Annotated in this window: 12 protein-coding genes and 1 pseudogene; 5 read left to right on the forward strand and 8 right to left on the reverse strand. The window is 60.4% G+C overall.

The window, feature by feature from the left end:
• Positions 1-83: 83 nt before the first annotated feature.
• The 4 genes from AC1RUK_RS13615 to AC1RUK_RS13630 all read left to right on the forward strand — a co-directional run bounded on the left by AC1RUK_RS13615 (position 84) and on the right by AC1RUK_RS13630 (position 4,697).
• Positions 84-647: a polysaccharide biosynthesis/export family protein gene (locus tag AC1RUK_RS13615; RefSeq protein WP_006201875.1), complete on the forward strand. Its 564-nt coding sequence runs from the start codon at positions 84-86 to the stop codon at positions 645-647.
• An 8-nt stretch (positions 648-655) separates the two neighbouring features.
• The gene (locus AC1RUK_RS13620) at positions 656-1,786 is read left to right on the forward strand and encodes a glycosyltransferase (protein WP_481835205.1); all 1,131 of its coding nucleotides are present in this window, start codon (positions 656-658) and stop codon (positions 1,784-1,786) included.
• Positions 1,787-1,893: 107 nt separating this feature from the next.
• Complete coding sequence (locus tag AC1RUK_RS13625) at positions 1,894-3,429, forward strand: undecaprenyl-phosphate glucose phosphotransferase (RefSeq protein WP_481835204.1); 1,536 nt, start codon at positions 1,894-1,896, stop codon at positions 3,427-3,429.
• The gene (locus tag AC1RUK_RS13630) at positions 3,426-4,697 is read left to right on the forward strand and encodes an O-antigen ligase family protein (RefSeq protein ID WP_481835203.1); all 1,272 of its coding nucleotides are present in this window, start codon (positions 3,426-3,428) and stop codon (positions 4,695-4,697) included. Before AC1RUK_RS13625 ends, AC1RUK_RS13630 begins: the two co-directional genes overlap by 4 nt.
• Positions 4,698-4,800: 103 nt before the next feature.
• Here AC1RUK_RS13630 and AC1RUK_RS13635 read toward each other — a convergent pair whose 3' ends face one another.
• The 3 genes from AC1RUK_RS13635 to AC1RUK_RS13645 form a co-directional block, all read right to left on the reverse strand.
• Complete coding sequence (locus tag AC1RUK_RS13635) at positions 4,801-5,091, reverse strand: tyrosine-type recombinase/integrase (protein ID WP_481835202.1); 291 nt, start codon at positions 5,089-5,091, stop codon at positions 4,801-4,803.
• A 92-nt stretch (positions 5,092-5,183) separates the two neighbouring features.
• Positions 5,184-5,906, reverse strand: a complete 723-nt coding sequence (locus AC1RUK_RS13640) for a site-specific integrase (protein ID WP_481835201.1) — start codon at positions 5,904-5,906, stop codon at positions 5,184-5,186.
• A gap of 371 nt (positions 5,907-6,277) precedes the next feature.
• A complete protein-coding gene (locus AC1RUK_RS13645; RefSeq protein WP_481835200.1) occupies positions 6,278-8,044 on the reverse strand; it encodes a tetratricopeptide repeat protein in 1,767 nt (588 codons plus the stop codon).
• Between the two features lie 236 nt (positions 8,045-8,280).
• On the opposite strand from AC1RUK_RS13645, the pseudogene AC1RUK_RS13650 reads away from it, so the two are divergent.
• Positions 8,281-8,364 (forward strand): annotated as a pseudogene (locus AC1RUK_RS13650) (hypothetical protein); the annotation flags it as partial.
• Positions 8,365-8,503: 139 nt separating this feature from the next.
• Here the strand turns inward: AC1RUK_RS13650 and AC1RUK_RS13655 are convergent.
• The 5 genes from AC1RUK_RS13655 to AC1RUK_RS13675 form a co-directional block, all read right to left on the reverse strand.
• Positions 8,504-9,385, reverse strand: coding sequence for a hypothetical protein (locus AC1RUK_RS13655; protein ID WP_481839619.1), 882 nt, complete (start codon positions 9,383-9,385; stop codon positions 8,504-8,506).
• Positions 9,386-9,447: 62 nt separating this feature from the next.
• Complete coding sequence (locus AC1RUK_RS13660) at positions 9,448-10,659, reverse strand: gluzincin family metallopeptidase (protein ID WP_481835199.1); 1,212 nt, start codon at positions 10,657-10,659, stop codon at positions 9,448-9,450.
• Between the two features lie 219 nt (positions 10,660-10,878).
• Positions 10,879-12,210, reverse strand: a complete 1,332-nt coding sequence (locus tag AC1RUK_RS13665; RefSeq protein WP_481835198.1) for a TfuA-like protein — start codon at positions 12,208-12,210, stop codon at positions 10,879-10,881.
• Positions 12,207-13,460, reverse strand: a complete 1,254-nt coding sequence (locus AC1RUK_RS13670; protein WP_481835197.1) for a YcaO-like family protein — start codon at positions 13,458-13,460, stop codon at positions 12,207-12,209. The genes AC1RUK_RS13665 and AC1RUK_RS13670 overlap by 4 nt, the downstream gene beginning before the upstream one ends.
• 28 nt (positions 13,461-13,488) lie before the next feature.
• Positions 13,489-14,796, reverse strand: a complete 1,308-nt coding sequence (locus AC1RUK_RS13675) for a DEAD/DEAH box helicase (protein ID WP_481840277.1) — start codon at positions 14,794-14,796, stop codon at positions 13,489-13,491.
• Between the last annotated feature and the right edge of the window lie 18 nt (positions 14,797-14,814).

Here is a 14,814-nt window from a genome sequence, read left to right on the forward strand (position 1 = left end):
CCCTAACAGGATGATAACGGGGCCGTTCCCTGGGGTTTGCCGCAGCACCTGGCGGCCAGAGCGATGAAGGTTCGTATCCGGTCATGAAAAGCACTGCTTCCCTCTTTCGTGCTCTGCTTGCCGTATCGATGCTTGCCGGCTGCTCCAGCTACCGGCCAACGCCGGCGGCTTTCCATGAAGTGCTCGACCAGCCCTACCGACTCGGCGCCGGCGACCGTGTCCGCGTCACCGTGTTCGAGCAGGACGGACTGACCAACACCTACAGCGTCGACCAGTCCGGCTACCTCTCCTTCCCTCTGGTCGGCTCGGTGCCGGCACGCGGCCACACGGCCCAGCAGCTGGAGAAAGAGATCGCCGACAAACTGCGGCAAGGTTATTTGCGCGATCCCGACGTATCGGTCGAGATCGATCGCTACCGGCCGATCTTCGTCATGGGCGAAGTGGGCGCCGCCGGCCAATATTCCTATGTGCCGGGCCTCACCGTGCAGAAGGCCATCGCCATTGCCGGCGGCTTCACGCCGCGCGCCAACCAGGAGAGCGTCGACATCACCCGCGACATCAACGGCAAGGTGATGACCGGTCGGGTGGTCACCTCGGACCCGCTGCTGCCCGGCGACACCGTCTACGTCCGCGAACGCCTGTTCTGACAATCAACGTGGCGGACCGACTCAGGATCGTCCACTGTTTTCGCTCACCCGTCGGAGGGATATTCCGGCATGTGCGCGACTTGACCGAGGCACAGCTCGCCGCCGGTCATTCCGTCGGCATTGTCTGCGATTCGACCACCGGCGGCGAGTTCGAGGAACGCCTGTTCGGGCAGATGAAGGACAGCCTGGCGCTCGGCATCCATCGCACGCCGATGCAGCGTCATGTCGGACCGGGCGATCTCGCCTCGGCCTGGCGCACCTACAGGATCATCAAGGAATTGCGGCCGGACGTGCTGCACGGGCACGGCGCCAAGGGAGGCGCCTATGCCCGTCTGTTCGGCTCATTGTTGCGGGTATCCAGGTCTCGCGTAGCCCGCCTTTATTCGCCGCATGGCGGCTCCCTCCACTATGACGAAACGACGGCCACCGGGAAGCTGTTCTTCGCCCTCGAACGTTTCATGGGCCGTTTCACCGACTGCCTGCTGTTCGTTTCGGACTATGAGAGGAAGACCTACCGCAGGAAGGTCGGCGAGCCGCCGATCCCGAACACGGTGGTCTATAACGGCCTGCGCGCTGCCGAATTCGAGATGGTGCCGACCGCGCCGGGAGCGGCCGACCTGCTCTATATCGGCATGATGCGCGACCTCAAGGGTCCCGATATCTTCATCGATGCGCTCGTGCTGGCCGGCGCAAGGCTTGGCCGTCGCTTGAGCGCCGTGATGGTCGGCGATGGCGACGACCTGCCGCGCTACCATGCGCAGGTGAAGCGGCTTGGGCTCGACGGCCATGTCCGCTTCCTGCCACCCATGCCGGCCAGAGATGCCTTTGCGCTGGCGCGGTTGGTCGTTGTTCCGTCCCGCGCGGAGGCAATGCCCTACATCGTGCTGGAGACACTGGCCGCCGGCAAGCCGATGATCGCCACCGCCGTCGGCGGCATCCCCGAAATCTTTGGCGAGACGTCGCCTGCCCTGATCCGCCCCGACCCGAACCAGCTCGGCGACAAGGTGAGCGAGGCGCTGGCCGACCCCGGCGCCTACAGAAACCTGATGCCAGGGACCGCCGACCTGAAGGCGCGCTTCGGCGCCGACGTCATGGCCGCCGAGATCGAGAAGGCCTATTTCGCCGCGCTGCGGCGGTAGCACCGATTGCGCCAGTCAGACCGCAGACCGCTTCAAAGCCACCCGTTGTTTCAAGGGTTTCTTAGCTCTCTTTTGCTATTCACCTGAGCGAAGCTGCGGACAATCCCATGAACGAAATCGATCCCGCGCGCCGCTTTTCCCTGGATGCGGTGCGCAATTTCGACGGTGCGGCCGCGAGCCAAACGGCTGGCGGCATGAGTGAGGTCGCGCGCCAGGTCGCCTCGCAGTACCGGCGCGATACGATGTCGCCGATCATGGTCAGCGGCGTGCTGCGCATGGTCGAATTCGCGCTGCTGTTCCTGTCGGGCCTCTACCTCTATTTCCACTATGTCGGCTTCTTCACCTATCTCCCCTGGCAGTACCCGCTGGCGATCGCCTCGGCCTCGTTCCTCGCGGTGGTGCTGCTCGACGTCTGCGACTGCTACCAGATATCGGCGCTGATGCGGCCGATCGCCAATTTCGGCCGCATGCTGCTGGTCTGGGCCGGCGCCTTCGCGCTGATGGCACTGACCGCCTTCGCCATGAAGATGTCGGAAGATTATTCGCGCCTCCTGTTCGGCACCTGGTTCGTCGTCGGCTTCCTGCTGCAGTTCGGCCTGAGGCTGGTGATGTCGAACCTGATCCGGCGCTGGGCGCGCGACGGGCGCATGGAACGCCGCGCCGTCATCGTCGGCGGCGGCAAGGCAGCCGAGGTGCTGATCCGCTCGGTCGAGAAGCAGCCCTACAACGACATCCGCATCTGCGGCATCTTCGACGACCGCGGCGACAAGCGTTCGCCGCCCATCGTTGCCGGCTACCCCAAGCTCGGCACGATTTCCGAGCTGATCGAGTTCGCCCGAATCGCCCGCATCGACATGCTGATCGTGTCGCTGCCGCTGACCGCCGAATCGCGCGTGCTGCAGTTGTTGAAGAAGCTGTGGGTGCTGCCGGTGGATATCCGGCTATCAGCGCATTCGAACGCGCTGCAGTTTCGCCCGCGCGCCTATTCCTACATCGGCTCGGTGCCGATGCTCGACATTTTCGACAAGCCGATCAACGACTGGGATTCGGTTGCCAAGCGCGCCTTCGACATCATCTTCTCGATCATCGGCATCATCGTCTTCTCGCCGGTCATGCTGGTGACGGCCATCGCCATCAAGCTCGACAGCAAGGGGCCGGTGCTGTTCAAGCAGAAACGGCACGGCTTCAACAACGAGACCATCGAGGTCTACAAGTTCCGTTCGATGTACACCGACCGGTCGGACCCGACCGCCAAGCAGACGGTCACGAAGAACGATCCGCGCGTCACCCGCGTCGGCCGCTTCATGCGCAAGACATCGATCGATGAACTGCCGCAGTTCTTCAACTCGCTGTTCGGCTCGCTGTCGCTGATCGGCCCGCGTCCGCATGCCATCGCCGCCCAGTCGCACAACCTTCTCTACAATGAGGTGGTCGACGGCTATTTCGCGCGCCACAAGGTCAAGCCCGGCGTCACCGGCTGGGCGCAAATCAATGGCTGGCGCGGCGAGATGGACACCAATGAGAAGATCCGCATGCGGACGGAATACGACCTCTATTACATCGAGAACTGGTCGCTGCTGTTCGACTTGCGGATCCTATTCCTGACGCCGGTGCGCCTGCTCAACACGGAAAACGCCTATTGAGCGCCGTCGCCCATGAGCTTCCGCCGGGCGCGGTCAACGCCAAGCTGATCGCGCTGATTGCGGCCAGCGCGGTCTTCTTCGGCATTTTCCTGTCCGGTTTCGTCATCGACGAGCCGGCGCCCTACGATCTCTTCATGGTCGGGCTGATCGCGGTGTGGGCGCTGTTCGGCCTGCGCATCTCGCGCGCGGCAACGCCGCTGCTGGTGCTGCAGGTGACGATGAACATCGGCGGCATGATTGCGATGACGCAGATGTCGGACTTGGCAAGCACGCCGCTCTATCTCGCCGTCTCGATGTTCCTCGCCTTCACTGCGGTGTTCTTCGCCTCGGTGACCGCAGTCCAGCCCAGCCTCTACAGGCTGATCTTTATCGCCTATGTCGTGTCGGCGGTGCTGACCTCGCTGCTCGGCATCGCCGGCTATTTCCACGCCTTCCCAGGCGCGGAGATCTTCACCAAATACGACCGCGCCGCCGGCGCCTTCCAGGATCCGAACGTGTTCGGCCCGTTCCTGGTGCTGCCCGGCATCTACCTGCTCTATCTCCTGCTGACGGGATCGATCGCGCGCATGCCGCTGCTGGCCGTGCCGCTGCTGATCATCACCGCCGGCATCTTCTTCTCCTTCTCGCGCGGCGCCTGGGGCATGTTCGCCGTCTCGGCGGTACTGCTCACCGGCTGCCTGTTCCTGCAAAGCGCCAGCGGCATGTTCCGGCTGCGGGTCGTGGTCATGACCATCGCGGCCGTTGCGCTGCTGGTCATCGCGATGATCATCATCCTGCAACTGCCGGGCGTGGCGGAGATGTTTTCCAGCCGCGCCCAGTTGGAACAGAGCTACGACACCGCCCGCCTCGGCCGATTCGCGCGCTATGCGATCGGTTTCCAGATGGCGCTGGAGCATCCGTTCGGCATCGGCCCGCTGGTGTTCGGCACGATCTTCGGCGAGGACACGCACGATATCTGGCTGAAGTTGCTGATGGACTATGGCTGGCTGGGCTTCGTCTCATTCCTGGCGCTGACCGTGTGGACCATCGTCGCCGGCTTCCGCATCCTTTTGCGCGACCGCCCCTGGCAGCCCTATCTGCTTTGCGCCTATGTCGCCTTCATCGGCAATATCGGGCTCGGCACCTTCATCGACATCGACCACTGGCGCCATGTCTATCTGCTGCTCGGCCTGATCTGGGGGGCGATTGCGCTCGAATACCGGCATCAGAAAGAGTTACGACAAGCGCCGGCACCTGCTGCGGCAGTGCCGACTTCATCGATAGGATAGCCGCCGAATTCGGTTGACCCGCACCGGGTTATCACGATACATCGCGACCCGGTCCGGAGTGTAGCGCAGCCCGGTAGCGCACTTGACTGGGGGTCAAGGTTGCTCAGGCCGATTTCTTCTTATCTTTCAAGTCTGTAGAAGCGTCTTCTGCGGCTCTGGTGTGACTTCCGGTGTGATTTGCTGCTTCCATGGCAACGCGCATGTCCTCGATCATCGCGTGGGCGTATTTCGCCGTGGTGGCGATGTCCTCATGGCCCAACATCCTCTGGACGATCTTCATATTGCCGGTGCGTAACGTCCGCGTTGCCGCCGTGTGACGAGTGTCGTGAAACCGGAAGTTCTCCACGCCCGATTTAGCTCGGTAGCGTCGCCAAGCTGTCTTGAAGCCTTCCATAGTGATTGGGTATCGCGAGCCCCGCACGAGCTTGAGGCGCTTGTTCGTCCTCCGCGCAACGTAGGTAAACACGGAAGTAGGATGATGGCCCTTCAGGACCCACAGTGCACGGCCTCTGTCATTGGGAGGATCCTCGTCTTGTCGCCTTTACCCGTGACCGTGATTGTCCTGCCGATAAAGTCGATGCGGGACCACGTCAAATCGACGATCTCCATTCGACGGCATCCGGTTAACAGCGCAAAGCGAACAGCGGGTGCGTAGTCGTCGCGCATCGCATTCAGCAGGCGCTTCTCTTCGTCCTGGCTGGTTTCACGGACGCGCTCCTTCGGCTCTTTGAGCATATGTCTGCTCCAGTCGATATCGCCAACCGGGACCTTCCAGGTCTTCTTTGCACGCGTCATGATCCCGCGGAGAGGCACGGCGGCCGTGCGGTTGACGGTGGCGTTGCTGACGCCATCACCACGGCGCCGTGACACCATCGCAGCGATCATCGAATCCGTGATTTGGTCGAGCGTGATGTGCTTTCCAAAATAGTCGAGAATCCAGCCAATAAAGCGGTAATAGTTGCCCGAGTTTGCGAGGTGCTGGCCCACCTCCAGCCAAAAGCGGGATGCAGCTATCTCGAGCGTCATGGGCCCTTCGGCAGTGAAGCTGGCAGCCGTCTTGAGGTTGCTTAGAGCTTCCTGTCGCTTCTGCTCCAGGATGCGTTCCGCCTGGCGCTTGTTGCTCGTGCCCGTGGGGCCGGAAAATCGACGACCGCGAAGCTTGAAGTCATAGGTGTATTCTGGTTTGCCGTGTTTTCGGTATACCGGCATGCCTTTTGGCTCCGTTTTTCAATGAAGTCAGCGAGATCGTCGTGCCGGTAACGCCGAGTTGGCCTTTTACCGGCAAGGCCAATGTTGACCCAGCGTAAGGCGCCCTCGTTCGTCAATTCAAGCAAGTGCTTGGGAGTGACGGTGAGGAATTCAGCAGCTTGGGTAGGGTGAGCAGGCTCGACATCTTTGACGGTATAGCTGTCGGTCGGTCGGCTGACTTCACGAATTGTTACAGCGCTTGGAGGGAACCTCAACGCCGTTCGACAGTCGCGCCTAGGCGCCATTCGCAGCCTCGGAATGACGAGCCCTGCGAAGGCAGCGACGCTTCGATCGGTGCCACCGGTGACCTTCTCCGGGGCTGTGTGACGGTGCTACCTTAACCCGGCTTTGCGCAGGCCTTCGATAAGTAGTTCAGTGTCCTCCGGATACTTGTGCGGAGGAACCTTGCGCCACTGCGCGGTTGTGAAGTTTGGGTGCACCTCCAATAGCGCTTGGGCATGCCTGTCCGCATCCCGTGCGTTCCCGAGATAGGCATAGCTCGCTGCCATAAGCCGATGGCCCTCGGAGTCGTCCCGCATCTTTTGCAACGTCTCTATCGTTTTTTCATATTCGCCGAGCTGAAAATAGGCATCGCCGAGATACCAGAGATAGGAATCCGGATAATAAGGGTTGAGCCGCATCGCCTTCTCAAGCAGCCCCACAGACCGCTCCGCTTGACGAACGTAGACAAGGCAGTCACCCATCTCGGCTAGCAAGTCGGCGTCATTGGGATTGAGCTGCAGAGCACGTTCGTAGGCGGCGATCGCTGGATCGTGCTCCTTCTTGTAGAGGCGGGCCAGGCCCATCTCGGAATAACCGCGTGCGTCGAGGTCGTCATGCTGGACGGCCAGATTCGCCAGGTTTAACGCCTCGTTCAACGCGCCTTCCGGATCGTTGGTCCACGCATAACGCCATTCAACGTTGAACGTCCGCGACATGGCCGCATAGCTGCGCGCATAGTGCGGATCGAGATCCCGCGCCTGTCTATAAAGTCGCCTGGCATGCCAGTTGCTCTCCGGGCGGAAGCGGAAACTAAGATCCTGTCCTCGCAAGATCAGTCCATAGGCATCGACGTTGGGGTGGTTCTGAGCCGAAAGGCGGCGCTTTTCCGCCATGTCTATCTGGACGGCCAGGCGCGAGGCTGTGGTAGCAGTCACGTCGTCCTGGAAGGCAAATATGTCCTCGATCCCGCCATCGTAGCGTTCGGACCACATCGTATTCTCGGTCCGCGCCTCGATCAGGTCGACGGCGATCCGCAGCTTGTTTCCAACGCGCCTAAAGCGTCCAGACAGAAGGTATCGAACGCCGAGTTTATTGGCGATCTCGCGCAGCGACCGCGTCTGGGCGGTCGCTGCAAAGGTCGAATGACGAGCAATCACCATCAGGTTGCGGAAGCGGCACAGATCGGAAATCAAGTCCGCAACAACGCCCTGGCACAGATGGAGGTCTGCAGGATCGCCCGAGACGTTCTCGAACGGCAGGACGGCGAGCGAACTGTCCGGGACGGAACGCTGGGGTGCCGGGGCAAACGGCAGCGCCGACACTTTGGGCTCGGCATGAGTCCGACCGAAGTCTACGGCTAGGACTTCGACCTCGTCAGCTATGTTCTTCAGCTTCTGCTTTCCGAGCGACCGGAACGAGCATTCCGGCTCATTGCGCACGAACTGGTGAACCGATTCGGTAATACATATGCCGCCAGGCGACGCCAGCGCCTGAATGCGTGCGGCCATGTTGATGCCATGACCGTAGACGCCACTGTCGCCGACGATCGCGTCGCCTATGGTGATGCCGATCCGGTAGGCGATAGGCTCCTGGCCACCCGACCACACCGCGGCGTTCGACATCTCCCGCTGCATTTCGACGGCAAAATCTAGGGCTACGGTCGCGCTTGGAAACAGGGCGACCAGTCCGTCGCCCGCGATATCGACAACCGACCCGCCATAGTCGCCGACGAGGCTGCTGATGAGACTCTGAGAGCGTATCAAACGGACGACCGTCCCCTCCTCGTCATTATCCACCAGGCGGCTGTAGCCGTGGACGTCTGCGTAGAGGATCGCTGACAGCCTGCGGTTGAGTTTCTCGGTTCGCGCGATGACCATGGCCCCCCTTCACCCCATTGTTCGCAGCCGCAATACAAATCGCCGTGCGATCCAGCATAGCACACAAATGGCCGCTCATGCAGAAGCCGGCGAGTTGGAACGAGGCGGAATGCCGGGCGGCGCTGCGCCGTTCCTTCAAGGCTGACGACTCCAGCATCATCATTCTCGACGGGCGCGAGATAGGCTAGATCGAGGTCACTGAGCACGACACCGACTACAATCGCGCGCAGTTGTGGTTGCTGGACGACTATTGCGGGCTCGGCATCGGCACGCGGCTGATATCAGGGGCCTGCTCGACACGGCGGCGCGAGGAGAAGACCCTTTCGACGTCGGCTATTCGCATCCGTGCGATCTGTCTCTACGAGCGGTTCGGCTTCCGCATCGTTGATCCCAAGCGTCGCCAATCCTCAGCATGGTGGGGCGAGCGCAAGCCCGCGTCAGGGACGCGTTCCTCTCCGGTCAGTCGCTGTTGCCGCCGCGGGCGCTCATGCCGCGCGCGCTCATCCCCCGTGCACTCATCCCGCGCGCGCTCATCCCCCGCGCACTCATCCCGCGCGCGCTCATGCCGGCAGCATCCATGCCGCCCGGTCCGCCGCCGAGGACGGCCTCAAGCAGCACGTCCTCGAACATGCCCGTCTCGACGTCCATGCGGATGGTGTAATCCGCCTTGTCGTAGGACCAGACCATCAACTCATCAGCAAACTGAAAGTCCGCTGCGCCTAATCCTGTCAGGGACGGCTCGCCGGGAGCACGCGCGGGTCTTGGCTTACCATTTCCTCCCATCTTAGCCTCGGACGCCGGAATCCCACCGCCATGAACAAGAAACACGATTGGTCTCGGAAGCTCATAATAGTATCCTTCAAAGCTAAACGCATAAATTCTTGCCAATCGCGGGTCCCGGGTCGCCGATAGTTGGCCTTCCGTTTGGCTAGGCAGACCAGCCCGGGGTTGAGCAAACGGTCCATGCCGATCATCTCCTACGTAGGCTGTTACCACTCCAGCAGACGTTACCTGGAACATTTTCCCTGTATTCGCTGTGCCGGACTCCACTCGCACGAAATAAATATCATAGTCTGATTCATACTTAATAAAAGTAGTAGCATCCTTCTTGAGATATATCCCATTTTCAGAAGCAGTAGTTTGATCTTTCAATAAGATACGCCTACCATTTTTGACAGTCACACCATCTATAGATGTTGGCCAAGGTGATGTGTTGATATTTGCTGTAGATGCCTGACGCACTCGCTCCGTCGCTGGCGCTTCAGGCAATGTTATTTTGAGGTCCTCCATTTCTCGTCCGAATAGCAAAACATTCGAAAAGCTTAGTAACGTCTCTGCCATTTTTTTTACTCCCCATATGTCGAGTCAATCTTTTGGCACTATCAATTGGGATTCCATTGCGCTTAGGTTTGTTCGTAGTGATATCTTTCTCGATAGGTAAGTCGGGTTCCGTTGCAACAACCGTTCGGCCCCTCCGGCACAAACACCCTCGGGAGATCGAAGTGGCTCTTCGACCCGGGCGGCTTGAGTCTCGGCCCTGCGCTTGCAAAACCGATGGCTCGGCGTCCGAGATTTACGTCGAGAATCCTGCGCCAGCGTCCGCCGGTCACTATGCGGTCGACAGCGCGCAACGTGTTGCCGACGGCCGCATAGCTCAGATCGTCAGGTTCGAGCCGGCGCCAGGTTTCGGCGAGCAGCATGCCGAGTTCGTCGCGCGAGGCGACCAGCGCCTCGCGAAAATCTGCCGGCGCTGCGGCATAGGCCTCGTCGAAGATCGGCTGAATGATGCGGAAATAGTCTGGGCTGTCCTCGAGCCTGTCGGAAAGGTCTTCCTGTCCTTGGCTGATCAGCCCGCGCGCCACGAGCTCCTCGTGGAACAGGTCGACGAAGACGTCGAACATCGCGCCGGTGAGTGGCTGGGCGAGTGCGTGCTCGTCGTGCCAGCCGCGCACAAAATCGATCATGGACAGCGGGTTGGCGGCGAGCCTAATCTGGTCGTTGCTGGACAATTCGGCGATGCGGTTGACGAGATTGCGGGTGTAGAGATTTCCGTGGCTGCTCTCCAGCAGCTCGTCGATGACAGAATCGAAATGCAGGGCGGCGATCAGCGCCGTCAGGTCGGCGGCGGATTCATGGAAGCCGTAATATTCGGCGGACGCCTTTCCCGGATCGGGCACGCCGATGACCGAATAGATGATGCAGTGCCCGACCTCGTGCGCGATGACGTCGAAGTTCAGGCTGAAGGGCTCGATGCCGCCGTCCTCGCCCTCATGGATGCCGACCTCCAGGAAGCCGTAGCCCATGAAGGCGTTTTCCAGAAGATTGCGCTGGATGACCAGCTCCAGCCGGTCGAGGTCGCGCCGGAAATGCCAGGCGATCGGATGGCCGAAATATTTCTCCCATACGTCGAGTGTGCAGCGCACCGAGCCGAACAGATGCGCAGCCTCGAACTCAGGATCCTCCGGCGCGATGTGGTCGAAATGTCCCTCGCGATCGGGAAGCGCAGGCGGAAAGATATCGCCCCGCCATGGTGGCAGCAGATAGAGCGGGTCGCCGCGCAGATTTTCCACTAGTCCGTAAGCAAGCGGCTTGCCGATGGGATCGACGACATACATGCGATCATTACCAGGCCCAGGGCCTATAGACCCGGCAGGCGACGATACGATAACAGTTTCAGGTTTGCGGAAAGGCGTTAGAAACGGCGCCTGGGCAAACAGCCTGAAGCGCGTTCCGTTCTTGACTACGCAGCCTTCCCCTCTAAATGCCATACTCGTCCCACCTACGGACAGAGGCATCCACATTTTATTGGCCGCAGCATCACCGGCGCGGCAAAGTCACCCTAACGAACTTTCGCCCGCGGCGCCAGAGTCATTCCCTAACGCGCGTTGGGTTGTGAAAGTATAGTCACGGGCCAAAAGCTCATAGAACTTGTCCACGCTGGCAAGTCCGATAGAGGCGGCGTAGTCGGCAAGGTCTTCGGGAACGGCCTGGCCGAGGCATTTCTCAAAATACCAAACTGCCAACAGGGCACGCGGCATCGGCGCAGATGTCGACGCCCATCGCCGCCTGGCCAGAGCCTGGTCGCGGTAGCCGCTATAGAGATCGAGTTCGCGCAGCCGGTCCAGCATGCCCTGATGAAGTGCGACATCGCGATCTCGCGCGAGCGCCTCGATACGGGCATTGTCCTCCAGAATAAGCTCCACTCCCGCGAGATCCGTGCCGTTCTCTCCTGCCCAGCGGATTACGTCCGTTTGCCGCATGAACCCGCGCCGCGAGCGGAACTCACCGGTCGCGCGCTTTACGGCTTGGCGATCGGGCGCTGCATGGCTGTCACTCCGAGCCAGCAGTCGAAGCAGGGCATCGCGACGCACTTGCGCGTAGTCGCCCCGCAACCGAAGTTCGTCCAGGATGGCTTCCTCTTCGACGGTGGTCGCTTCGTCGTTCGTCAGAGTTTCGCTGCGCCAGTGTGCGTTGTGCCAGTTCTCGGTCCACTCGAAATGGAAGGTCGGTCGCTCGGGTTTCGCACCGCTACGGATGAACGTGTCCATCTGGCTCAACAGTTCGAGGGCGTCGTCGCGCTTACGATCAACCCTTCCCGTTCGCAACCACTCGGAAAGCACCTGCATCTGCTCCGGATCGCCAACATCCTCCAGCAGGCCGCGCCAGGTTCTCAATTGATAAAAGCGTGCTTTTGCACCGGCGGCGAGACGTGTTCCGGTGACTTGGTCGATAATCCGTTCCTCGACCGCCTTTTCGAGCGTCGCGCGTATGTTGACCATCGGTTCACTGAGGCGGACGTAGCCGGTTTCCGGGGGGCCATGGATGAGCGCCACCTCATCGTCATCGGTGAGCTCGCCGTCCCGATACGCTTCGAAGATACGGCCGACGCCGCGCATGCCGAAAGAATGGAGCTCCGCGGCCCGCAGCGCCCCCATGCTGGATGCGCCGAACACGGCGATCCTGTGTGCAAGCGCCCATAGTATTTCCTTATGCAGCACCGCCGCCTGTCCGTCGAAATAGCCGTCGATGATGCCAATGGCTCTGGGACTCCGGCAGGCTGCTGCATAGAACTCGCCCTGACGCACTGGCGGCCTGAACTCTAGGCCGTCATAACCTGCTACATCTTCTGCTTTCACACTGGGGCCGCAGAAGACGACCGCGTTCACAGAGCGGCTCCCAGGGTGCGGCGGGCCCGTTCGCCCGGCACATAGCCGCCGTGATCGTCCGGTCCTTCGAGGCCGGGTATCACCACTTTGACAACCGGCAAGCCGATGTCATCCTTACTGAGGTCGACGGCGACAACCTCCCTGACTCTCGCCGCTTGCAACCTATTGATCAACCAACCCAGATTCGACACTATCCCGACCGTCGACCCTTTTTCAGCGGAGGCAATCCGCCTGTCAGGAGAATGCTCGGATAAAAGTCTTTCAGCGAGCCGGTGGCGGTTCTCCCGATACGCTTCGCCATATTCCTCGGGCTGCAGATCGTCGCGCGCCCCGGAAACGTAAGTCGTTCGAACCTGCGCGGCCTCGATTAGCGCCTTGAGCAATGCGATTTCCGGCACCGGATGCGCTGCAGCGCCGATGCCGTGATGGCTGTTTCGATCGCGTTGATCGGCGATCAGGCAAAAGAACGCTGGCACACCGATGTCCGAAGTCGTTTCCCACCCCGCTACGCGGAAGTCGGCGCGTTTCAGTTTTTCAAGCACGTCTCGGCAAGGACCGTCCGGCGCGCTGCCAAGATCGACCCCGGTGCTCCTTCGTTGGGCAGACGACAGGCGGTTCCAAAGGGCGGTCGCATCGCGTTCGACAACCTCGCAGATTGCGTGATGGATCGCCTCGTCGTAGCTGCCGCCCGAGGCTAGCCCATTGCTGCTGCAATCAAAATATCCGCTTCCCGGCGGCGCAGGCACCGTGAAGTTTGCACGGACGCACTCGAACGGCAGCCACCTGCCTTCGTGCGAAATCAAATCCGTGCCCTCTATCCAAAGCGTCACGAGATCGCGGGTAAACTGTTCGCCGGCAACTCGCGGCAGACGATCAATTTCAGCAAAGCTGTGTGAATGCGAGAGTTCTGCCATGGTGCCGAGCTTTAGTGGAAGCTCTATGTGTTCGGCGTGGTAAAGTTCCACACTTTCCATCAAGCCAGACGCGATCGCGGCATCCATATCGGTGCCTTTGCCTTGCGATACCGCAAGCGACCGGGCATTCGGCCGGCACACCATCACGACAGGTATGCCAATACGATCGAGCCCGGTCAGGTTGGCGACCCGAGTAATCCCCATACGCGCCCAATGCGGTTTTACCCGCGCAATAGCTTTGCCTGCATCTCCTCCATATTGAGGAGTCTTCGATGAAACTAAAGGCGTGCCATCCACGGCTGACACTTCGAGCTCTGACCTAACCACCACGAACATCGTGTGCTTAGGAGGCAGCCTAACGACTTTAATGGGTTCGTAACAGGGAGATTCGCAGGCAACGCGGGCTCGCTAGGGTAAGACCAGTTCCCGCCGCTTTTGGACCGAGAACCAGCAGGTCGAATCCGCGATCGTTGGCGAGATGCTCCTGGAAGCGGTTTACGATCGCCTGACGCTTCTGGATGGGTGTGTCACCATTGATGAGATCAACCCGCGCTAAGCCGAAATCGGCACGCACCAGCTCCATGAATCGGAACTGCATCTGCCGGCTCTCAATGAAGACCAGCGCTCGCTCACGCGCCGACCTGATGCGCCGCAATATGTCGAAAGTTGCCGCCAGTCGTCCTGACGCATCAATAAATTCCTGCGCGTCTTCTTGCGCGTCAATTGCAGGATGCACTGACACGGAGCGAATATGGTGCAGCATCTTTAACGCGGCGCCTGGGCCGCCACTTGCGAGTTTGACACGAGCCTCCTCATAGCGGTCTGCTTGAAGCGGCGGCATTGCTCGCGGATGCATGAAACGTGACTTCGTCGGAAGGTCGCGAGCGACTGTTTCCTTCAAGCGTCGAAAGGCAAGCCGTGGCAAGCCGTTCTGAATCTGGAACACGCGAGAATGGAGTTCCAGCATGTTGTCTTCGTCCGGAGTTCCATATCGATCGCGGAATTCTCGCAAAGATCCCAGCGCGCCAGGAGCAACCTGATCCATAATGGCCCAAAGATCGACCGTTGAATTCTCGATCGGCGTTCCCGTAAGACCTATGCGGAAATCGGCATTCATTGCCCTGGCTGCGTTTGCCGCTAGGGTGCCAGGGTTTTTAATATTCTGGACCTCATCGAAGACGGCTGCCGCGAACGGAACCTTGCCAAGCGAATGCTGATAGTTGGTAAGCGTCGTGTAGGTGGTTAGGATCCAGGTAAGGTGCCCCGCCCCAGCGCTGAGCGCACCACGGATATCAGAGAAGTCCAACTTGGATTCGCCGTTCTCGATATCGCGCCCATTCGCCCCTGCAAGCTTCCTCGCCCCCGTAGCGGATCCATAGAGCCGTATGAGATGTCCGAGCCCCGGCAACTCAACGTGTTGAGTGACCTCCAATTCCCAGTTCTCGAGCAGTGAGGTCGGAGCAACAATCAACATTGGACCGCGGCTCGCGGCCCCGTCACGCTTCATATGCTCGTTCAGCCAAGTCAGGAATGCGATTGTCTGCAGCGTCTTACCCAAGCCTTGCTCATCGGCATTCAGGACGCCCGGCATTCCAGCCTTCCAAGATTCAATCTGCCAGGCTAAGCCCTGAACCTGATGGTCTTTCAGCCTGGTCTTGATCGCATGGGGCACCCCATCTCCGAGATTTGA

The organism is Mesorhizobium monacense, assembly GCF_056781675.1.

Coding starts and splice junctions, on each gene's coding strand:
- AC1RUK_RS13615 (WP_006201875.1), top strand. CDS start 84: ATGAAAAGCACTGCTTCCCTCTTTCGTGCTCTGCTTGCCGTATCGATG.
- AC1RUK_RS13625 (WP_481835204.1), top strand. CDS start 1,894: ATGAACGAAATCGATCCCGCGCGCCGCTTTTCCCTGGATGCGGTGCGC.
- AC1RUK_RS13635 (WP_481835202.1), bottom strand. CDS start 5,091: ATGGAAGGCTTCAAGACAGCTTGGCGACGCTACCGAGCTAAATCGGGC.
- AC1RUK_RS13640 (WP_481835201.1), bottom strand. CDS start 5,906: ATGCCGGTATACCGAAAACACGGCAAACCAGAATACACCTATGACTTC.
- AC1RUK_RS13645 (WP_481835200.1), bottom strand. CDS start 8,044: ATGGTCATCGCGCGAACCGAGAAACTCAACCGCAGGCTGTCAGCGATC.
- AC1RUK_RS13655 (WP_481839619.1), bottom strand. CDS start 9,385: ATGGCAGAGACGTTACTAAGCTTTTCGAATGTTTTGCTATTCGGACGA.
- AC1RUK_RS13660 (WP_481835199.1), bottom strand. CDS start 10,659: ATGTATGTCGTCGATCCCATCGGCAAGCCGCTTGCTTACGGACTAGTG.
- AC1RUK_RS13670 (WP_481835197.1), bottom strand. CDS start 13,460: ATGTTCGTGGTGGTTAGGTCAGAGCTCGAAGTGTCAGCCGTGGATGGC.